The sequence below is a fragment of the Streptomyces doebereineriae genome, assembly GCF_031845645.1.
GTDB lineage: Bacteria > Actinomycetota > Actinomycetes > Streptomycetales > Streptomycetaceae > Streptomyces > Streptomyces canus.
This window is the reverse complement of the sequence record NZ_JAVREZ010000008.1, coordinates 214,504-233,220: the sequence shown is the minus strand read 5'-3', so window position 1 is coordinate 233,220 and position 18,717 is coordinate 214,504. Positions and strand designations below refer to the sequence as shown.

The 18,717-nt window shown below is 70.9% G+C and carries 19 protein-coding genes, 1 tRNA gene and 1 pseudogene; 10 read left to right on the top strand and 11 right to left on the bottom strand.

What is annotated here, in order from left to right:
* The first annotated feature begins 416 nt into the window (after positions 1-416).
* The 7 genes from RNB18_RS24270 to RNB18_RS24240 are packed head-to-tail and all read left to right on the top strand — an operon-like array spanning position 417 to position 7,295.
* Positions 417-1,049, top strand: a complete 633-nt coding sequence (locus tag RNB18_RS24270) for a helix-turn-helix domain-containing protein (protein WP_311716218.1) — start codon at positions 417-419, stop codon at positions 1,047-1,049.
* A 52-nt stretch (positions 1,050-1,101) separates the two neighbouring features.
* Positions 1,102-2,439: a M24 family metallopeptidase gene (locus tag RNB18_RS24265; RefSeq protein ID WP_311716217.1), complete on the top strand. Its 1,338-nt coding sequence runs from the start codon at positions 1,102-1,104 to the stop codon at positions 2,437-2,439.
* Entirely contained in the window at positions 2,426-3,403 is a 978-nt protein-coding gene (locus RNB18_RS24260; protein ID WP_311716216.1) for a thiamine pyrophosphate-dependent dehydrogenase E1 component subunit alpha, read from the top strand. The genes RNB18_RS24265 and RNB18_RS24260 overlap by 14 nt, the downstream gene beginning before the upstream one ends.
* A complete protein-coding gene (locus tag RNB18_RS24255) occupies positions 3,391-4,371 on the top strand; it encodes an alpha-ketoacid dehydrogenase subunit beta (RefSeq protein WP_311716215.1) in 981 nt (326 codons plus the stop codon). Before RNB18_RS24260 ends, RNB18_RS24255 begins: the two co-directional genes overlap by 13 nt.
* A gap of 22 nt (positions 4,372-4,393) precedes the next feature.
* A complete protein-coding gene (locus tag RNB18_RS24250; protein WP_311716214.1) occupies positions 4,394-5,740 on the top strand; it encodes an amidohydrolase family protein in 1,347 nt (448 codons plus the stop codon).
* Positions 5,737-6,609: a cupin domain-containing protein gene (locus RNB18_RS24245; RefSeq protein ID WP_311716213.1), complete on the top strand. Its 873-nt coding sequence runs from the start codon at positions 5,737-5,739 to the stop codon at positions 6,607-6,609. The genes RNB18_RS24250 and RNB18_RS24245 overlap by 4 nt, the downstream gene beginning before the upstream one ends.
* Positions 6,606-7,295 (top strand): SDR family oxidoreductase, encoded by a 690-nt coding sequence (locus RNB18_RS24240; protein ID WP_311716212.1) that lies wholly within the window; start codon positions 6,606-6,608, stop codon positions 7,293-7,295. Before RNB18_RS24245 ends, RNB18_RS24240 begins: the two co-directional genes overlap by 4 nt.
* A gap of 17 nt (positions 7,296-7,312) precedes the next feature.
* On the opposite strand, the gene RNB18_RS24235 is transcribed toward RNB18_RS24240, so the two are convergent.
* The 5 genes from RNB18_RS24235 to RNB18_RS24215 all read right to left on the bottom strand — a co-directional run bounded on the left by RNB18_RS24235 (position 7,313) and on the right by RNB18_RS24215 (position 10,201).
* On the bottom strand, positions 7,313-8,107 hold the full coding sequence (locus tag RNB18_RS24235) for an SAM-dependent methyltransferase (RefSeq protein WP_311716211.1): 795 nt from the start codon (positions 8,105-8,107) through the stop codon (positions 7,313-7,315).
* A 149-nt stretch (positions 8,108-8,256) separates the two neighbouring features.
* The gene (locus RNB18_RS24230; protein WP_311716210.1) at positions 8,257-8,589 is read right to left on the bottom strand and encodes a DUF3140 domain-containing protein; all 333 of its coding nucleotides are present in this window, start codon (positions 8,587-8,589) and stop codon (positions 8,257-8,259) included.
* 33 nt (positions 8,590-8,622) lie between these two features.
* Positions 8,623-9,102 carry a Dps family protein gene (locus tag RNB18_RS24225; protein WP_057610267.1) on the bottom strand — a complete coding sequence of 160 codons (480 nt, stop codon included), beginning with the start codon at positions 9,100-9,102 and terminating at the stop codon, positions 8,623-8,625.
* A complete protein-coding gene (locus RNB18_RS24220) occupies positions 9,099-9,356 on the bottom strand; it encodes a WhiB family transcriptional regulator (protein ID WP_057610295.1) in 258 nt (85 codons plus the stop codon). Before RNB18_RS24220 ends, RNB18_RS24225 begins: the two co-directional genes overlap by 4 nt.
* Positions 9,357-9,400: 44 nt before the next feature.
* A complete protein-coding gene (locus RNB18_RS24215; RefSeq protein ID WP_311716209.1) occupies positions 9,401-10,201 on the bottom strand; it encodes an alpha/beta hydrolase in 801 nt (266 codons plus the stop codon).
* A gap of 163 nt (positions 10,202-10,364) precedes the next feature.
* Here RNB18_RS24215 and RNB18_RS24210 point away from each other — a divergent pair, with 163 nt between their 5' ends.
* Positions 10,365-11,138: a sulfite exporter TauE/SafE family protein gene (locus RNB18_RS24210; RefSeq protein WP_311716208.1), complete on the top strand. Its 774-nt coding sequence runs from the start codon at positions 10,365-10,367 to the stop codon at positions 11,136-11,138.
* On the opposite strand, the gene RNB18_RS24205 is transcribed toward RNB18_RS24210, so the two are convergent.
* A complete protein-coding gene (locus RNB18_RS24205) occupies positions 11,124-11,918 on the bottom strand; it encodes an HAD-IIA family hydrolase (RefSeq protein WP_311716207.1) in 795 nt (264 codons plus the stop codon). The genes RNB18_RS24210 and RNB18_RS24205 overlap by 15 nt on opposite strands.
* Positions 11,919-12,056: 138 nt before the next feature.
* On the opposite strand from RNB18_RS24205, the gene RNB18_RS24200 reads away from it, so the two are divergent.
* Positions 12,057-12,803 carry a cobalt-precorrin-6A reductase gene (locus tag RNB18_RS24200; RefSeq protein WP_311716206.1) on the top strand — a complete coding sequence of 249 codons (747 nt, stop codon included), beginning with the start codon at positions 12,057-12,059 and terminating at the stop codon, positions 12,801-12,803.
* Between the two features lie 25 nt (positions 12,804-12,828).
* Here RNB18_RS24200 and RNB18_RS24195 read toward each other — a convergent pair whose 3' ends face one another.
* The 3 genes from RNB18_RS24195 to RNB18_RS24185 form a co-directional block, all read right to left on the bottom strand.
* On the bottom strand, positions 12,829-14,937 hold the full coding sequence (locus RNB18_RS24195; protein WP_394817657.1) for an MDR family MFS transporter: 2,109 nt from the start codon (positions 14,935-14,937) through the stop codon (positions 12,829-12,831).
* 53 nt (positions 14,938-14,990) lie between these two features.
* Positions 14,991-15,764 carry a precorrin-6A synthase (deacetylating) gene (cobF, locus tag RNB18_RS24190; protein WP_311716204.1) on the bottom strand — a complete coding sequence of 258 codons (774 nt, stop codon included), beginning with the start codon at positions 15,762-15,764 and terminating at the stop codon, positions 14,991-14,993.
* A gap of 61 nt (positions 15,765-15,825) precedes the next feature.
* Complete coding sequence (locus tag RNB18_RS24185) at positions 15,826-16,344, bottom strand: DUF309 domain-containing protein (RefSeq protein WP_311716203.1); 519 nt, start codon at positions 16,342-16,344, stop codon at positions 15,826-15,828.
* A gap of 100 nt (positions 16,345-16,444) precedes the next feature.
* On the opposite strand from RNB18_RS24185, the gene RNB18_RS24180 reads away from it, so the two are divergent.
* A tRNA-Pro gene (locus tag RNB18_RS24180) sits at positions 16,445-16,518 on the top strand.
* A gap of 630 nt (positions 16,519-17,148) precedes the next feature.
* Here RNB18_RS24180 and RNB18_RS24175 read toward each other — a convergent pair.
* Together RNB18_RS24175 and dhaK are read right to left on the bottom strand one after the other, a co-directional pair.
* Positions 17,149-17,439: pseudogene (locus tag RNB18_RS24175) on the bottom strand (DAK2 domain-containing protein); the annotation flags it as partial.
* A 4-nt stretch (positions 17,440-17,443) separates the two neighbouring features.
* Complete coding sequence (gene dhaK / locus RNB18_RS24170) at positions 17,444-18,448, bottom strand: dihydroxyacetone kinase subunit DhaK (RefSeq protein WP_311716202.1); 1,005 nt, start codon at positions 18,446-18,448, stop codon at positions 17,444-17,446.
* Positions 18,449-18,717: the final 269 nt, after the last annotated feature.

Below are 18,717 nucleotides of genomic sequence, written 5' to 3'. Positions count from 1 at the left end.
GGGTCCTTCGGGGGTGCCAGGGGTGGGCTGCCGTGGGGGACGCGGTGGTCTGTCGCGGGTGGCGTCGGGGTCTTTCCGGGGAGTCGCAGGTGGGCTGCCCCGGGGGCCGTGGCGGTCTGCGTGGATGACGCGCGGCTGAGCCGTCCGACGCGGCCAGCGGTCTGTCGAGGGTTGGCTTCCCGGGGGGCTGTAGCGGTCCATCTGGGGTGCTGCCGGTAGTCCGTCGCGGGCCATGCGGTGCTCTGAGGGGGGGGCGATGCGGCGGTCTGGCGTGAGGCGGACGTGGCGGTCTGGCGCGAAACGATGCGGTGGTCTGGTGCGAGGCGACCCAGCGGTGTGTCCCGAGTGATGTGGGCGGTCTTTCCGAGGTGAGGGGGCGGGTTGTTCAATGGGGCTGCACAGGAGAGGAGCCGCTCGTGTCCCCTGCCCCCGTGCCGCCGATCGGCGCGCGCATTCGGCAGGCGCGTCTGGAGCGCGGTCTGGGCCTGCGCGCCCTGGCCCGCGAGGTCGGCGTCTCCGCGAGCCTGGTCTCCCAGATAGAGACCGGGAAGAGCCAGCCCTCGGTCAGCACCCTGTACGCCATCACCACCGCTCTCGGTATCTCCGTCGAGTCCCTCTTCGAGGTGCGGGAGACCGCCGCGGCGGCGAGTTCGGCCGCCCTCGTGCACGCACTGGCGGCCTTCTCGGCCGACCCCGGTCGACGCATCGGTCCCCTGGTCACGCCGGGTGAGCGAGACGTGCTGGAACTGGACTCCGGCGTCGTGTGGGAGCGGCTCGGGCACGTCCCCGGCACGGACGTCGACTTCCTGCTCGTCACCTACCGGCCCGGCGGCTCCTCCTCCGGTTCGGGCGGCCTGATGCGGCACGCGGGCACGGAGTACGGCTATCTGACCTCCGGCGAACTCGTCCTCACCCTCGGCTTCGACGAGCAGGTCCTGCACCCCGGCGACGCCGTCAGCTTCGAGTCCACGACCCCCCACCGCTACCGCAACGACGGCGACGAACCGGCCGTGGGTGTCTGGTTCGTGTCGAGCCAAACCGTTCAGTGACGCTTGACACTCCTCGCGGACGGTCGTTGACTCGACGGTGGGGGTGGTCGCGATGGCGATCCGAACTTACGGCCCCAATGCCGTCGACTGGGAAGAGCGCGTCGACCTGGACCGGCTGCGCAGACAGCGTCTGGCCCGGCTCCACGACACGCTGAACCGCTCCGAACTGGGCGCCGTGCTCAGCTTCGACTTCGCCAACATCCGCTACATGACCGCCACGCACATCGGTACCTGGGCGATGGACAAGCTGATCCGCTTCGCCCTGCTGGTCCGCGGCGGCGAACCGATCGTCTGGGACTTCGGCTCCGCGGCCCGCCACCACCAGCTCTACAACCCGTGGCTCGACTACAGCGACGGCAAGGGCGGCCCGCCCACCGGAGCCCGCGCGGGCATCTCCACTCTGCGGGGCGCCTTCCACCCGGACGCCGGCATCGCCGAGGACGTCGCCGCGAAGATCGCCGCCGAACTCCGCGCCCACGGCCTCGCCGGCGAACCGCTCGGCATCGACGTCGCCGAGATGCCGGTCCTCGCCGCCCTGCGCGCCGAGGGCATCGACGTCGTCGACGGGCAGCAGGTCTTCCTGGAGGCCCGCCGCATCAAGACCGGCGACGAGATCTCCCTGCTCGCCCAGGCCTGCGCGATGGTCGACGCCGCCTACGAGGAGCTCTACGGATACCTCCGCCCAGGAGTCCGCGAGAACGAGTGCGTCGGACTGGTCAGCAAAGTCCTCTACGACCTCGGCAGCGAGTACGTCGAAGGTGTCAACGCCATCTCCGGGGAACGCTGTTCACCCCACCCGCACGTCTACAGCGACCGCCTCATCCGCCCGGGCGACCCCGCCTTCTTCGACATCCTGCACAGCCACCTCGGCTACCGCACCTGCTACTACCGCACCTTCGCCGTGGGCAGCGCCTCCCGTGCCCAGCGCGACGCCTACGTCCGCTGCCGCGAGTACATGGACGAGGCGATCTCCCTCGTCCGGCCCGGCGCCACCACCGCCGACATCGTGCGCGTCTGGCCGCGCGCCGAGGAGTTCGGCTTCGCCGACGAGACAGCCGCCTTCGCTCTCCAGTACGGCCACGGGGTGGGCCTGTCGATCTGGGAGAAGCCCATCTTCAGCCGCCTGGTCTCCCTGGACCACCCCGAAGTCCTCGAGGAGGGCATGGTGTTCGCCCTGGAGACCTACTGGCCCGCCGCCGACGGCTGGTCCGCCGCCCGGATCGAGGAGGAACTGGTCGTCACCGCCGACGGCTGCGAGGTCATCACCAAGTTCCCGGCCGAGGAGCTGCTGGTGGCCGGCCGCAAGTACTGGACGGTGGGCGGCGAGCTCAACACCGCCCGGGAGGCGCAGTCCCACCTCAACACGGGGACCACCGATGGACACCGCTGAACTCCTCGCCTCGTACGAGCAGATGGCTCTCATCCGTCGTACGGAGAAGGCCGCCCACGACCTGTTCCTCCAGGGCCTCGTCAAGGGCACCACCCACCTCGCCGCCGGCCACGAGGCGATCGCGGTCGGCGCGAGCGCCGCTCTGCGGGACGACGACTACGTCTTCGCCACCTACCGCGGTCACCACCACGCGATGGCCCGGGGTGCCACCCCCGAGGAGTGCCTGGCCGAACTCATGAGCAGGGCAACGGGGTTGTGCAAGGCCAAGGGCGGGTCCATGCACCTCACCAAGGCCGACGCCAACATGCTCGGCTCCTACGCCATCGTCGGCGCCCACCTTCCGATGGCGGTCGGCGCCGCCTGGTCCGCCCGGCTGCGCGGCACCGGACAGCTCGCGGTCGCCTTCTTCGGGGACGGCGCCACCAACATCGGCTCCTTCCACGAGGCGTTGAACCTGGCCGCCGTATGGAAGCTGCCCGTGCTGTTCGTCTGCGAGAACAACCTGTACATGGAGTACACGCCGATCGCCGACGTCACCTCGGTGCCCCGGCCGGCCGCCGACCGGGCACCGGCGTACGGCATCCCCGGCGAGGTCGTCGACGGCAACGACGTCGTCTCCGTCCAGGAGGCGGTGGCACGGCTGGCGCGGCGGGCCCGGGCCGGAGACGGGCCCGCCGTGCTGGAGGCCGAGACCTACCGCCACTTCGGGCACAGCCGGACCGACCCGGCGACCTACCGCCCCGCCGAGGAGGTCGAACGCTGGCTCAAGCACGACCCGCTGGACATCGCACGCGGGCGGCTGATCGAGGCCGGGGTGCCCGAGGACACGGTCACCGCGGCGGACGAGCGCGCCCAGACAGTCGTACGGCAGGCGATCGAGGCCGCGAAGAGCGCGCCGCCGCCGGATCCGCGGGAGGCGTTCACCGACGTGTGGGCGGACGGAGGTGCGGCATGGCGGACGTGATCACGTACCGGGAGGCGGTCGCCGAGGGCATCGCGCGGGAGATGCGACGCGATCCGTCCGTCGTCTGCCTGGGGGAGGACATCGGGGAGGCCGGCGGGGTGTTCAAAACGACCGCCGGTCTGTTCAAGGAGTTCGGGCGGGAGCGGGTGTGGGACACGCCGATCTCCGAACAGGCCATCGTGGGCGCGGCGATGGGTGCCGCGATGACCGGGATGCGGCCCGTCGCGGAGATCATGTTCTCGGACTTTTTGGCCTGTTGTTGGGACTACCTCGCCAACGAGATACCCAAGGTGCGTTACATGACGGGCGGCCAGGTCACCGTGCCCCTCGTCGTTCGCACCGCCAACGGCGGCGGGCTCGGTTTCGGCGCGCAGCACTCGCAGGCCACCGAGAACTGGGCGCTGACCGTCCCCGGGCTGAAGATCGCGGCGCCTTCCACCCCCGCCGACGTGATCGGCATGATGGCGGCCGCGATCCGCAGCGACGACCCGGTGGTGTTCTTCGAGCACAAGGGGCTGCTGGCGAGCAAGGGAGTGCCCCCGCCGCCGGACCACGTCGTCGAGCTGGGCCACGCGGTTGTCGTCCGCGAAGGAGCGGACGTGACTCTGGTGGCGCTCGCCTCGATGGTGCCGGTCGCGCTGAAGGCCGCGGAAAGGCTCGCCCAGGAGGACATCGGCGTCGAGGTCGTCGACCTGCGCTCACTCGTGCCCCTCGACATGGCCACCGTCCTCGCCTCGCTCGGCCGGACCTCCCGGCTGGTCACCGTCGAGGAGAACCCGTACCAGGGCGGCTGGGGCGCCACGCTCGTCTCCGTCGTCGCCGACGAGGGCTTCTCTCTGCTGGACGCGCCGGTGCGGCGGGTGGCGGCGGAGTGTGTGCCGCTGCCGTTCGCGGACGTGCTGGAGGAGCAGGTCATCCCCACCGTCGACAAGGTCGTGGCGGCCGTCAGGAGCCTGGCCGCGTACTGAACACCCTCTAGGAGGAAGCGCGATGACCCATCGGATACTCCTTCGTGCCGGACACGTGCTCTCGATGGACCCCGCAATCGGGGACCTGCCCAAGGGTGACGTCCTCATCGAGGACGGGAAGATCGCGGCCGTGGACCGCGAGATCGGCGCGGACGCCGAAGTCCTCGACATGACCGGCCGCATCGTGATCCCCGGCTTCGTCGACACCCACCGCCACACGTGGGAGGCCTCGATCCGGAACGTGGCGCCCGACGCCACCCTCGACGACTACTTCGTCGACATCCTCGACACCTTCGCACCCCTCTACACACCCGAGGACGTGTACGCGGCCAACCTCGCGGGCGCCCTGGAGTGCCTGAACGCCGGTATCACCACGCTCGTCGACTGGTCCCACATCAACAACACGCCCGAGCACCCGGACGCGGCGATCCGGGCGCTCGCGGAGACAGGCATCCGCGCCCAGTACGCCTACGGCAGCGCCAACACCTCCCTCGCCGACTACTGGTTCGAGAGCAAGATCGCGATCCCGGGCGACGACGTACGCCGTGTCCGCACCGAGTACTTCGCCTCGGACGACGGCCTGCTCACCCTGGCCCTCGCCACCCGCGGCCCCGGCTTCTGCGTCAACGACGTCGTCACCTCGGAGTGGGCCCTCGCCCGCGAGCTGGACATCCCGATCACCGTGCACGTGGCCATGGGACGGCTCGCCGGCCGCTTCGGGATGGTCAAGCAGCTCCACGACCTCGGACTGCTCGGCCCCGACACCACCTACGTCCACTGCTGCTACTTCAGCGAGGAGGAGTGGCGGCTGGTCGCCGACAGTGGCGGTACGGTCTCCATCGCGCCGCAGGTGGAGACGCAGATGGGGCACGGCTGGCCGCCGGTGATGAAGGCGATCGAGCACGGACTGCGTCCCTCGCTCAGCATCGACGTCGTCACCACCGTGCCCGGCGACATGTTCACCCAGATCCGCGCGGCTTTCGGCGCCGAGCGAGCCCGCGTCAACGCGGCGAGCTGGCAGGCCGATGTCCCGGTCCCCGACACGATGTTGACCGCACGTCAGATGCTGGAGATAGCCACCCGTAACGGCGCGCACGTCGCCGGCCTGGAGGACCGCACCGGCTCCCTCAGCCCGGGCAAGCGCGCCGACGTCGTCGCGATCGACGCAACCGCCCTGAATGTGGCTCCGGTTCACGACGCCGCCGCGGCGGTTGTGCTGAGCGCCGACGTGTCCAACGTGGAGACAGTGATCGTCGACGGCGTCGTCCGCAAGCGCGACGGCAGGCTCACAGCCGACGTGGCGCGGGCCCGGCGCCTGGTCGAGGAGTCCCGTGACCGGCTGCTGGCCGCGAAGGAGGCCCGGGCGTGACGCGACACCTGGTGCGCCGGGCCGCCGACCTGCCGGAGCCGTCGTACGACGAACACGGCTACCGGCGACGGGAGTTGGTCGGCGAGGGCGACGGCAGCTCGCACACCGGTTTCGGGGTGTGCGAGCTGCGGCCCGATGGCGCGGTCGCGGCCCATGTGCACTCGTACGAGGAGAGCTTCCACGTCCTCGACGGGTCCGCGGTCCTCGATGTGCCCGAGGGGTCGTATCTGCTGGAGGAGGGTGACTACGGCCTTCTCCCGACCGGTGTCCCGCACGCGTGGCGCGGCGCCGGGGACACCGCCGCCCGCTGGGCCGACATGCTCGCACCGGTGCCGCGGGCCCGGTACGGGTACGACACCCAGACGGTCCCGGCGTGGCCTGCGCGCCCGCCCGTCCGTATCGACGTCCGTGATCCGCGCACCCGGTCCTTCGGTCATTTCGAGCCCGCCCAGATGGACCCCGGCAAGCAGTCCCAGGACCTGCTCGCGGTGTCGGCGAGCATGCGGACCGCGCTCCTCGTCTACAGCGGGATCACGGTGAAGATGATGGTCGACAGCGATCTCGGCGCGGTGGCCTCGACGATGTTCATGGTGCAGTACGCGCCCGACGGCGTCGCGGGCACGCACGACCATCCCTTCGAGGAGACGTATCTGTTCCTCGAGGGCGAGGCGGACGCGGTCTTCGACAGTGCGCGATACCGGCTCGGTCCGGGCGACTGCGCCTGGGCGGGCGCCGGTTGTGTACACGGCTTCTCCAACGCCGGTGACGAGCCGCTGCGTTGGCTGGAGACACAGGCCCCGCAGCCGCCGGCGCGGCACTCGTACCGCTTCACGCGGGACTGGGACTACCTGAGGGAGGCTTCCCGATGAGCGGCGTGGTGGTGATCGGCGGAACCTCGGGCATCGGCAGGGAGTTCGCCCGGGTGCGGGCGGAGCGCGGCGACGAGGTGGTGATCACCGGGCGCGATGCGCACCGTACCGACACCGCGGCCAAGGAGATCGGCGCCCGGGGGCTCGCCCTGGACCTCGCGCGGCCGAAGGGGATCGTCGACGCGCTGGGCGAGGTGGGGACCGTCGACCACCTGGTGATCGCGGGCGTCTCACGGGACGAGAACCGGGTGACCGCGTACGACATCGACGCCGCCATCCACCTCGTCACGCTCAAGCTCGTCGGCTACACCGCCGTCGTGCACGCGCTGCGGTCCCGGCTGCACGACGAAAGCGCCGTCGTGCTGTTCGGGGGACAGGCCAAGGAGCGGCCCTACCCGGGTGCGACGACGGTGGCGACCGTCAACGCCGGGGTGACCGGGCTGATGCACACCCTCGTCGTCGAACTCGCGCCCGTCCGGGTCAACGCGATCCACCCCGGAGTCGTGGGCGACAGCCCCCACTGGCGGGCCAAACCGGAGCAGGTCCTGGCGGGAGTGCGGGCCAGGACCCCGACCGGACGGCTCGCGACCGTGGCGGACGTGGTGGACGCCGTGGACTTCCTGCTGCGCAACGGCTCGGTCAACGCGGTGGAGTTGAGCGTGGACGGGGGGTGGCTGCTGGGGTGAGTGGCCGCCTCGCGGGCTCAGCGCTTGATGCCGACCGCGCCGTACAGCGATACGGGATCGCCGTCCTCCCGGGCGTCCGGACGCCACCGCGACAGGGACACGATCCCCGGCTCCAGCACTTCAAGTCCCTTGAAGAGACGGCTCACCTCGTCGTGCGAGCGGGCCACCAGGGTCACCCCGCTCGCCGTGTACGCCGCGATGCCCGCGTTCACCTTCTCCGGATCGAAGTCCGCCGTCATCGCCGACAGCACCAGGCAACTGCCATGAGCCAGCGCGCCGACCAGCGTGTCCACCAGCTCCTGCGCGCCGTCCTCGTCGGAGATGAAATGCAGCAGCGCGACCAGCGACAGCGCGACGGGCTGCTCGAAGTCGAGGACGGCGGAGGCCCCTTGGAGGATCCGCTGCGGCTCGCGGGCGTCGGCCTGGAGGTAGTGCGTCGCCCCTTCCGGTGTGCCGTGCAGCAGTGCCTCCGCGTGGGCGAGGACGATCGGGTCGTTGTCGACGTACACCACCCGCGCGTCCGGTACCGCGGACTGGGCGATCTGGTGGAGGTTGGGCTCGGTGGGGATGCCGGAGCCGATGTCGAGGAACTGGCGGATGCCCGCTTCCCGTACGGCGACCCGCGTGGCCCGCTCCATGAACCGGCGGTTGGCGCGTGCCTGCCGGGGCGCGTCCCCCTGTGCCGTGATCCGCCGTCCGAGCTCCTCGTCGACGGGGTAGTTGTCCTTCCCGCCGAGGAACCAGTCGTACACCCGGGCCGGATGCGGCCTGCTCGTGTCGATCCGCCGCCCGGCCGACTCGGTCCCGGTCACACAAACTCCTCTGCTCGACTGAATGTGCGAGCAGTGTGCCATGTCACCCGGCGCGTCGGAGGAGGTCTTCGGCCGGCTCGTCAGGGTTGGCCGAGCAGTCATGGCCGACGGGCGCAAACCCGTCGGCCACAACAGTCATCCGGCCTTGGTTACGGCCTGAGCGGGTCGTGCCCCAGCGTCATCAACCGATGCCTGCGCACGGTCTGTTCGGCCTCGGGTTCGTTTTCCACGTCGGCCTCCGCGGTGACGGTGTCCACGACCTCGTACATCACCTCGATGTCGTCGTCGGTCAGGTCCGTGCGCCGCTTCTGCAGGATCGCGAGGACATGCTGCCCGGTCGGTTCACCCGCGTGCTCCGGCAGCGGCTCCGTGGACTCGTCGGCGTCGCTCACCCGCAGCCAGGCGGCCAGTTCCTGCGAGGTCATGTTCACCGTGCGGTGGAAGTCCTCCCACAGCGCGTCGAGTTCGAGGGCGTCGGTCATCGCATGCGCCTTTCCGTGGTGCTTCGGGGCCGGTCAGTCCCGGGGCCAGTTCTCGGCCTCGAACATCCAGCGCTGCTTCTCCAGCTCCGCCGTGATGCCGATCAGCAGATCCTGCGTGACCGGATCGGCCTTCTCGGTGGTGTCGATGCGCTCGCGCAGCCGGCCGATGGCCGCCCCCAGCGTCTCGACGATCAACCGGACGACCTCGTCGTCGCGGATCCAGCCGCTCTTCGAGCCGGGCAGCGTGTAGGCCGCGGCGATCGTCTCCGGCCGGCCGTCGGGCGGCAGGCCCAGTGCCGAGGCGCGCTCCGCCACCGTGTCGGAGAACGAGCGGGCCGTCGACACCACCTCGTCCAGCTGAAGGTGGATGGACCGGAAACGCGGGCCCACGATGTTCCAGTGTGCCTGCTTCCCGATCAGCGACAGGCCGAGCAGATCCACCAGAGTGCTCTGCAGGGCCTCCGCGACCGTCTCGCGGGCCGCATCGGGCAGGGTGCTCCTCACCACAGTCATACCGTGCTCCTCCTTCTGGCATGGTCAATGCCGTCACGGAGCAGCGCGTCGCGTTCCTGCTCGCAGGTTCCGCCCCACACGCCCGAGGTCTGCCCATCGCTCAGCGCCAGGTCGAGGCACTCGAGGGCGACCGGGCAGCGGGCACACACGCGCTTCGCCGCTGCGATGTCCCGCAGGGCGGGTCCTTGTGTGCCCACAGGGAAGAACAGCTCGGGGTCCTCTCCCACGCAGGCCGCTCGACGCAACCACTCCATGGGGGCGCGGGTGCCCAGGGCGTACTCGTGCAAACAGCGGTGTCTCAGCGTGTGAGCACGGTGTCGATGAAGTCCGTCACGTCTGCGAAGACCGCCGCCCTGTTCGTCTCGTTGAAGACCTCGTGCCGGGCACCGGCGTAGATCCTCTCGGTGAACTTCCCGCCCCTGAGCTCCTCGACACCGACGCGGCTCCCGGCGAGCGGGACCAGCCGGTCGTCGGTCCCGTGCAGCCACAGCAGCGGGAGCGGGCCGACGCCACCGCTCCTGGACACGGTCTCCAGGGTGCGGGCGAAGGCCTCCACCGTGGGCCGCTTCATCGGACCGTGCCAGACGAGGGGATCGGCCTGGTACGCCGCGCCCACCGCCGGGTCGCGGGAGAGCGAGGCCGGGCTGATGGGCGTGTCGGGGATCTCGTCGAGGGCGAGCAGCGCCCCCGGCAGCTCCCAGGCGCCGATCACCGGCCCCGACAGCACGAGCGCGGCGAGCTCGGTGCCGTACCGCTGGGCGAAGCGGGCGGCGATCAGGCCGCCCATGGAGTGCCCGCCCATCACGAGGGGCACGCCGGGATGGGCGTTCCTGGCCAGGTCGGCCACCGCGTGGACATCCGTGACCACGTCCTCGAAGTCCTCGATCAGGACACGCTCGCCCGCGGACCTGCCGTGCCCGGTGTGATCCGGCCCGAAGACGGCCGCGCCGTGGGCCACGAGGACTCCGGCGAGCTCTTCGTAGCGGCCGACGTGCTCGCCGTAGCCGTGCACGAGGAGGGCCACGTACCGGGGCCGGTCGTGGGGCCACTCGCGCACGGTGAGGGTGCCGTGAGTTCCGGCGAGGACGTGCTCGGCCATGTCTCCTCCAGTTGCGCCGCAGTCCGAAACTAGCAGTGCTAATTAAAGCTTCCCGACCCCTTCGATGACGACGGTGCGGCATCGAACCCGGCCGCGCCAACAGGACCACTCGGCGAGACGGCGCTTACCAGACCGCCTACCTGCATCTAGCATCGGTCTCCGCATGGACACGATGACGCTCTGGCACATTTCCGGTTGGGGGTTCGCCGCGCTCGCCGCCGCGGCGGTGCTCGTCGGCTTCTCCAAGACGGCCGTGAGCGGTGCCAACACGGTCAGCCTCGCGATCTTCGCCGCCGTGCTGCCCGCCCGCGCCTCCACCGGCGCCCTGCTGCCGATCCTCATCGCCGGGGACGTGCTCGCGGTGCTCACCTACCGACGGCACGCCCACTGGCCCACGCTCTGGCGTCTGTTCCCGGCGGTCGCGGTCGGCGTGGTCGCCGGGACGCTGTTCCTGCAATGGGCGGACGACGGGATCGTACGGACGTCGATCGGCGCGATCCTGCTGTTCATGGCGGGAGTGACACTGTGGCGTCGTCGCGCGGCCGACGCGGCGGAGGAACCCGACGCGGTCGCCACCCGGACGGGCCGCGTCAAGGCCCGTTCCTACGGCGTCCTCGGCGGCTTCACCACGATGGTCGCCAACGCCGGCGGCCCGGTGATGTCGATGTACCTGCTGTCGGCGGGCTTCCGCAAACTGGGCTTCCTCGGCACCTCGGCGTTCTTCTTCCTGATCGTCAACGTCTCCAAAGTGCCCTTCAGCGTCGGCCTCGGCCTGATCGACGGTCACTCACTGCTGCTCGACCTCGCCCTCGTGGCGTTCGTCGTGCCCGGTGCGTTCCTCGGCAAATGGGCGGTGAACCGGATCAACCAGAAGCTCTTCGAACGGCTGGTGATCGCGGCGACGATCGTGGGCGGCGTACAGCTACTGGTCCGCTGACCCGCCCAGCAGCGCCGGCAGGTCCGCGAAGGACTCGATCACGTGGTCGGGCGTGCCACTGGCGGAGCGGTGGGTCTCCGGGAGGTACTTGCCGGTCTTCACGAGCGCCCCGGTGAGTCCGGCGCGCTGCGCGGCCAGCACGTCCGACTCGATGTCGTCCCCCACCATCAGCGCTTCGTCCGCCCCGACCCCGAGCCGTGCCAGCGCCGCCTCGAAGAACGCGGGCGACGGCTTGCCGGTGACCTCGGCCTCGGTCCGGGCGGCCTTCTCCAGCCCGGCCAGGAAGGCCCCGGAGTCGAGCTGGAGCCCGTCGTCGGTACGCCAGTACAGATTGCGGTGCATCGCCACCAGCCGGGCCCCGCGCTGGAGGTGCGCGAAGGCCTGGTTCAGCGCCGCGTAGCCGAACTCGGGCCCGGCACCCCCGAGGACGACGACATCGACGTCCTCGCACTCGCCGCCGACGAGGGTGACGCCCGCGAGATCCTCGGTGATGTCCCCGCTGTTCAGCAGCGTGCAGCGCGCGCCGGGACAGTGCTCGGCCAGATACGCGGCGGTGACCGCGGGCGCGGTGAGAATGTCCCGCGCCGACACGGCGAATCCCGCCCCCTCCAGCACCGAGGCGATCGACGCCCTGGTCCGCGAGGTCGTATTGGTCACCAGCGCGACCCCGAAACCGGCCTCCCGAACCTCCCGCAGCGCCGCCACCGCCCCCGGCAACGGCTCCCAAGACACGGTGAGAACCCCGTCGATGTCGATCAGGACTGCGCGCACGGATGCCATGCCCGGACGATAACCACGGACGGGCGGCAGCGCCCGTCGTCGTGCGTCTCGCATGCCCTGCCGGAGGGCGACCGCCGTCGGCCGACGTCACGCACCCGTCGTGCCGACTTCGGCCCCTGACCTCGTACGCTACCCGCCATGGCCCCCCACATCCTGATCCTCGGCGGCACCACCGAGGCCCGCGAACTGGCCGCCGTGCTCACGGCGCGGCCGGGAGTTCGCGTCACCACCTCTCTCGCGGGGCGGGTGACCCGGCCGGGCGCGGTCGCGGGGGAGGTGCGGATCGGGGGGTTCGGCGGAGTGGCGGGGTTGGCCGACTGGATGCGGGAGGAGCACGTCGACGCCCTGGTCGACGCCACACATCCCTTCGCCCGTGCGATCACCGCCCACGCGGCGCAGGCAGCCGCGGCGACCGGCGTGCCCTCCGTGGTGCTGCGCCGCCCGGGCTGGCGCCCAGGACCGGGGGACCGCTGGCATCCGGTCGACTCCCTCGACGGGGCCGCGGAGTTGCTGCCGGGCCTCGGCCGGCGAGTGTTCCTGACCACCGGCCGCATGGAGCTCGCCGCCTTCGCCCACCTCACCGAACTGCACTTCGTCATACGGTCGGTGGAGCTGCCCGAGCCGCCCATGCCCCCGCACACCGAAGTGCTCCTGGCCCGTGGCCCGTTCACGGTGGCCGACGAGTCGACGCTCCTCTACGACCACTGCATCGACGTCCTGGTGACCAAGGACAGCGGGGGAGCGGCCACGTCCGCCAAACTCACGGCCGCCCGCGAACTGGCCCTGCCCGTAGTCGTCGTACGCCGACCGCCCCTCCCGGACGGGGTGACCTCGGTGCCGGACGTGGCGGGAGTTCAGCGGTGGCTGGACCTCGACTCGCCGTGACGCGGGGAGGCGGGCACGAACCCGCTCAGGCCGTGCTGCTGCCCGCCAACTTCCGCGCCCGCTGCGGCAGTCCGTTGTTCAGGTCCTCCACCAGGAGCCGCTTCGCGATCGTGTCCACCGCCGCCCTCAGGTCCGTGCCCGAGGGGCGGCCGATGTCCTGCTGCACCCGGTCCGCCAGCCAGTTGCCCCACGCCAGGCCGATGACCCGGGCCTCGCGCGCGCCCGCCCCGGTGTGCGAGAGGAGCGTGCCGTCGCGGGTCAGATAGCCCTCCTCGACCATCCGGTCGAAGACCGGCAGCAGTACCTCGGGCGGCAGACGGCGGCTCGCGGCGATCATGCCGAGGCTTGCGTGGCCGACCATCCGCGTGTGCAGTTCCACCTGCATGACGGCCCAGGCCCCGGCGATATCGAGCCGGGTGTCGGAATCCGTCATGATCCCGCGCGCGGTGTCCAGGTCCGTACTGCCGATGATCTTCCCGACCGTGGCCTCCAGCACCCGCTGCGAGTCCGCTCCGGACGGTGACGCGAACCCCTCACCCATGTCGGTCGATCCGGCCCGCGCGCTGTCGCGCAGCTCGACCTGCTTGAGGAACAGGGCGACGACGAAGCCGAGCGCGGCGACCGGCACGGTCCACAGGAAGACCGTCTGGATCGTGTCGGCGTACGCGTCGATGATCGGCGCGGCGACGGCCGACGGCAGCTGGTGCAACCCTTCCGGGCTGGTTGCCGCCTCGGTGACGGCGGCCGCGTCCAGCCCGCCGCCCACCCGCACGGCGGAGGTAATCCCGTCCTCGAGGTTCGGGGTCAAGGAGTTGGTGTAGATCGTGCCGAAGACCGCGGTGCCGAAGGAACTGCCCAGCGTACGGAAGAAGGTGACGCCGGAGGTCGCGGTGCCGAGGTCGGCGTACTCGACGGTGTTCTGCACGGCGATCGTCAGGACCTGCATGCACAGCCCGATGCCGGTGCCGAGCACGAACATGTACAGCGACTCCAGCCAGGACCCGGTCGACGGCTCCATCAGGGACATCAGAAACAGCCCGAGCCCCATCACCAGGGAGCCGGCGATCGGGAAGAACCGGTACTGCCCGGTCTTGCTGACCACGTTGCCGCTCACGACCGACGCGATGAGCAGGCCGATCACCATGGGCAGCGTCCGTACGCCGGAGACCGTCGCGGAGTCGCCGTCGACGTACTGGAGATAGGTCGGCAGATACGTCAACGCGCCCAGCATCGCGAAGCCCACGATGAAGCTGAGGACCGAGCAGACCGTGAACACCGGGTCGGCGAACAGCCGCATCGGCAGCATCGGTTCGGCCGCCCGGGTCTCCACCCAGCAGAACAGCCCGAGCGAGATCACCCCGCCGACGAAGAGGCCGATGATGACGCCGGAACTCCACGCGTACTCGTTGCCGCCCCAACTCGTCGCCAGGATCAGCGCACCGGCGCCCACCGCGACGAACGCGATGCCCATGTAGTCGATCACGGGCCGCGCCGCCGACTTCACCACGGGGATGGTGCGGGCCGCGGCGAAGACCACGACGATCGCGATCGGGACGTTGACGTAGAACGCCCAGCGCCAGGTCAGATGGTCGGTGAACAGCCCGCCCAGCAGCGGTCCGATGACCGTGGCCACCCCGAACACGGCACCGATCGCGCCCTGGTACTTGCCGCGCTCACGCAGCGGGATGACGTCGGCGATCAGCGCCATCGCCGTCACCATCAGACCGCCGGCCCCGACGCCCTGCATCGCCCGCCAGCTGATCAGCAGCGACATGTTGGAGGCGAGACCGCACAGGAACGAGCCCGTGATGAACACGATCGCCGAGACCTGGAAGACCACCTTGCGGCCGAACAGGTCGCCGAACTTGCCGACCAGCACCGTCGCGACGGTCTCCGCGAGCAGATAGGACGTCACGACCCACGACATGTGCTCGGCACCGCCGAGATCCGACACGATCGTCGGCAGCGCGGTGCCCACGATGGTCTGGTCGAGGGCTGCGAGCAGCATCCCCAGCATGATCGTCACGAAGACGACATTGCGGCGGCGCGCGTCCAGCACGGGTGGCTGGGCGGCGACGAGAGGTGCGGTGTCCTCGGCGACGGTCACAACGGCACGATCACACCGCTGGGCCATCCGTGCATGCCAGGGCGGTCCGCTCGGGTGCGGCCCCCGGCCCCGAGGCAGGTCTACCGCTGCTTCGGATCGCGGCGCAGCAGATACGTGTCCATGATCCAGCCCTTGCGCTCCCGGGCCTCGGCACGCAGCCGCTCGATCCGGGGCGCGGCCTCGGCGATCGGCCCCGAGACGAGGATCTCGTCCGACGTCCCTATGTACGCACCCCAGTAGATGTCGATGTCCTGGTCGGCGTACGCGCGGAAGGCCTGATGGGCGTCGAGCATCACGACCACGTCGTCCACCCCCTCCGGGAAGCCCTCGGCGAGCCGCCGGCCGGTGGTGATCTGGACGGGCCGCGCGACCCGGTTCAGCCCGGTGCGGTGCCGTGCGACCAGCGCCGACACACTGCTGATGCCCGGCACGACGTCGTACTCGAAGGACACCGAGCCCCGCTCCAGGATCTCCTCCAGGATGCCGAGCGTGCTGTCGTACAGCGCCGGATCCCCCCACACCAGGAACGCGCCGCTCTCCTCCTCGCCCAGCTCCTCGGTGATCAGCCGCTCGTAGATGTCGGCGCGGGCGCTGCGCCAGTCCCCGACGGCGGGGGAGTAGGCGGCGCCGCCCGCACCGCGGTCCCGCTCCGGGTCCCGGGCCTCGACCACTCGGTACGACCCCTCGGGTATGTGCGCGTCCAGCATGTCCCGGCGCAGCCGCGTCAGGTCGCTCTTCACCTCGCCCTTGTCCAGGACGAAGAACACGTCCGTGCCCCGCAGCGCCCTGACCGCCTGGAGGGTCAGCTGCTCGGGGTCGCCCGCGCCGATACCGATGACATGAATCTTTCGCACACCCCGAGTCTGCCGCACGCCACTGACAGTACGAACACCGCGTCCACCAGGGCGATGAGCGCTATCCGCACAGCCGCGGTGCCCGCGCCCCCGCGTCGACGCTCGTGCCCGTCTCCTCCACGAGGTCCGCGAGCCGCCGGGCCCAGTCCGCCAGCCCCGCGAGATCCATTCCGTACGGCCGTCCTTGCCCGGCAGCCGAGGCGGCCCACTCCTCCACGGCCCCGGCGCCGCGCCGCAGCAGCCGCGCCCCGCCCGTGACGTTCCCCCGGGCCGCGTGGGTCAGTCCCACAGCGAGCTGGGCCAGCCCCCGCCACAGGGCGCGCTCCTCGTCGGGACCCGACTTCCAGGCGTCCTCGAAGACCTCGTGCGCATGAAACGGGCGCCCCGCGTCCAGCAGCTCCTGGGCCTCGGCCACGGTTACCTCCGGGGCGCGGACCACGCCCTCCGGTTGCCGGGCGACGCCGTCGGCGCCGTACGGAAGTGGCCGCCCGAGCCCGTCCCGCGGCCGGGCGTTGCGCGCCCGCCCCTCGCTGTCCCGGTCCCGCGCGCCCGTCTGCCGTCCTGAGGATGTACTGGCCATACGTCAATTGTCCCGCGCCCGGCGCCCGCTTCGGTCCGGCCCCCGACGTGGGGTAAAGTTCTGTCGGCGCGTTCCCGCGATCCACCGCGGGGCAGCGCACCGGGACGTGGCGCAGCTTGGTAGCGCACTTGACTGGGGGTCAAGGGGTCGCAGGTTCAAATCCTGTCGTCCCGACTGTGCGGAAACGCAGGTCGGAGGCCGTCCTCTCATCCATGAGAGGACGGCCTTGTGCGCGTCCGGGGCTGTGGTGGTCGCAGCCACGTCGGCCGGTCCGTACGGCGACTGGTTCTCTCGGCTCGGGTGAGGGTGTGGCCGATGGTGTCGAAGGCTTCTTGGGCGGCTAGCCGGGTGAGACAGCTGTAGAGGCTTGCGGTGGTCGACTCCGTGGAGTGCCGCAGCGACTTGGATACGACGGTCAGAGGGACGCCTGCGGTGATGGTGATCGTGGCAGGTGCCGCAGGTCGTGGACCGTGATCCTCGGGATGCCGGCTTCCTCGGAGAGGCGGTGGAAGCGGTCGAAGTCCTCGATCGACTGCCGTCCAGCACCTGAAGAGCCCTGCGGACCGTCCGGCCGTCCGCGCCCGGTTCATCTCCTTGCGGTACCAGCGCCAGGACTCCTCGTCCGGTCCGTCCAGACCGGCGGACTCGAAGGCGAACAACACCTCCAGCAAGTGGACAACCCCGTCCGTCAGCTCGTTCTCCATGATGCGTTCCCAGACGCGTCGCGGGTCATCCAGGTTCTCCACCATCGCAGCGCCGACGTCTGGCCCCGCACCTGCAGATCCAGGTCGGCCAGCCTGATCACAGCGGTCCCGAGGTGCCGCCGACGGTGGAGATCAGGGTCCGCCCGGCGACCTGCAGCACTGCTCCCGGCGCAGCCGGGGCCCTGTGCCCAAGGCCTCTCGGACCGCGGTGAAACCACCCAGCAGGTTGTTCCCGTAGTCGGCGTCACCGACGGGGAGCCGACTCCGCCGGCCGGTCCGCCTCACGCTCCGCGGCGGCCGTGGCGGCCGCCGTCCAGCGCCGGAAGAAGTCTGCGTCACGCACCGGATCGCCCCGCCTGGCATCGGGCCTGGCCGGTCCTACCGCCACCATGGGGTCAGCGGCCCCAGCGCAGCGCGGCGGTCTGCACGGGCGCGTCCCACAGCCGCAGCATTTCCGCGTCGGCCCGGCACAGTGTCACCGAGCAGCCCGCCATGTCCAGCGACGTGACGTAGTTGCCCACGAGCGTCCGCGCCACCGGCACGCCCCGGGCCTCCAACAGTCGGGCCACCTCGGCGTGGAACCCGTACAGCTCCAGCAGCGGCGTCGCACCCATCCCGTTGACAAGGGTCAGTACCGGCCCGTCGGCCGGAGCCACCTCCACCAGCTCGTCGAGCACGGCGCTCACCGCGACCTCCGCGATCGCTCGGGCCGGCATCATCGCGCGCCGCTCTCGGCCCGGCTCGCCGTGGATCCCGACCCCGAGCTCCATCTCCCCGTTCGGCAGGTCGAAGGTCGGGCCGCCTTTCGCGGGAGTGCTGCAGGGGCTGAGCGCCACACCGAAGCTGCGCGAGGACTCGTTGACGCGCCGGGCGATCGCGGCCACCTGCTCCAGCGGTGCGCCCTCCTCGGCGGCCGCCCCGGCGATCTTCTCCACGAACAAGGTCGCCCCGGTGCCCCGCCGCCCGGCCGTATACAGGCTGTCGGTGACGGCGACGTCGTCGTTGACCAGGACCCGCTCGACCCGGACGCCGTCCTCCTCGGCGAGCTCGGCGGCCATCTGGAAGTTCAGCACGTCCCCGGTGTAGTTCTTGACGACGAACAGCACGCCCTGCCCGGCCTCCACGGCGCTCGCCGCGCGCAGCATCTGGTCCGGGACGGGCGAGGTGAACACGTCCCCGGGACACGCGGCCGACAGCATCCCGTATCCGACGAACCCGGCGTGCAGCGGCTCGTGCCCGGAGCCGCCGCCGGACACCAGCCCGACCCGCCCGCCCTCCCGCGCGTCTCGGCGTACGACCACCCGCCGCTCCACGTCCACGTTCAGCTCCGGGTGGGCGGCAGCCACCCCCCGCAGGGCATCGGCCACCACGGTCTCCGGACTGTTGATCAGCATCTTCATGGGACCTCCCGGGTGGAACCGGCGGCGGAGCCTCTGCCTCGTGTCCTCACGGAGCTCAGGCATCGCCGGTGACACGCGGGCGCATTCGCGATCGCACGCCACACGAACAGTGTGCCGTCTACCCGTGGACATCCGCGATGCGTGCTCGCTGCCGCCCGCCTCCCAGGGCGCGGCCAGTTCGGTCCAGGCAGGTGTGCCGCCCAAGCGCCGCGGGTCCTGGGAGCCCACCCGGTTGCCGTCGGCGCAGTGCTTGCCTGGGATGACGACGC

What these genes read in the sequence shown, in the direction of transcription:
- RNB18_RS24200 (WP_311716206.1), top strand. Translation starts at nt 12,057, where the DNA reads ATGGCCCCCCACATCCTGATCCTCGGCGGCACCACCGAGGCCCGCGAA.
- RNB18_RS24250 (WP_311716214.1), top strand. Translation starts at nt 4,394, where the DNA reads ATGACCCATCGGATACTCCTTCGTGCCGGACACGTGCTCTCGATGGAC.
- RNB18_RS24205 (WP_311716207.1), bottom strand. Translation starts at nt 11,918, where the DNA reads ATGGCATCCGTGCGCGCAGTCCTGATCGACATCGACGGGGTTCTCACC.
- RNB18_RS24185 (WP_311716203.1), bottom strand. Translation starts at nt 16,344, where the DNA reads ATGGCCAGTACATCCTCAGGACGGCAGACGGGCGCGCGGGACCGGGAC.
- RNB18_RS24210 (WP_311716208.1), top strand. Translation starts at nt 10,365, where the DNA reads ATGGACACGATGACGCTCTGGCACATTTCCGGTTGGGGGTTCGCCGCG.
- RNB18_RS24255 (WP_311716215.1), top strand. Translation starts at nt 3,391, where the DNA reads ATGGCGGACGTGATCACGTACCGGGAGGCGGTCGCCGAGGGCATCGCG.
- RNB18_RS24260 (WP_311716216.1), top strand. Translation starts at nt 2,426, where the DNA reads ATGGACACCGCTGAACTCCTCGCCTCGTACGAGCAGATGGCTCTCATC.
- RNB18_RS24220 (WP_057610295.1), bottom strand. Translation starts at nt 9,356, where the DNA reads ATGGAGTGGTTGCGTCGAGCGGCCTGCGTGGGAGAGGACCCCGAGCTG.
- RNB18_RS24230 (WP_311716210.1), bottom strand. Translation starts at nt 8,589, where the DNA reads ATGACCGACGCCCTCGAACTCGACGCGCTGTGGGAGGACTTCCACCGC.
- RNB18_RS24215 (WP_311716209.1), bottom strand. Translation starts at nt 10,201, where the DNA reads ATGGCCGAGCACGTCCTCGCCGGAACTCACGGCACCCTCACCGTGCGC.
- RNB18_RS24225 (WP_057610267.1), bottom strand. Translation starts at nt 9,102, where the DNA reads ATGACTGTGGTGAGGAGCACCCTGCCCGATGCGGCCCGCGAGACGGTC.
- RNB18_RS24240 (WP_311716212.1), top strand. Translation starts at nt 6,606, where the DNA reads ATGAGCGGCGTGGTGGTGATCGGCGGAACCTCGGGCATCGGCAGGGAG.
- dhaK (WP_311716202.1), bottom strand. Translation starts at nt 18,448, where the DNA reads ATGAAGATGCTGATCAACAGTCCGGAGACCGTGGTGGCCGATGCCCTG.
- RNB18_RS24265 (WP_311716217.1), top strand. Translation starts at nt 1,102, where the DNA reads ATGGCGATCCGAACTTACGGCCCCAATGCCGTCGACTGGGAAGAGCGC.
- RNB18_RS24195 (WP_394817657.1), bottom strand. Translation starts at nt 14,937, where the DNA reads ATGGCCCAGCGGTGTGATCGTGCCGTTGTGACCGTCGCCGAGGACACC.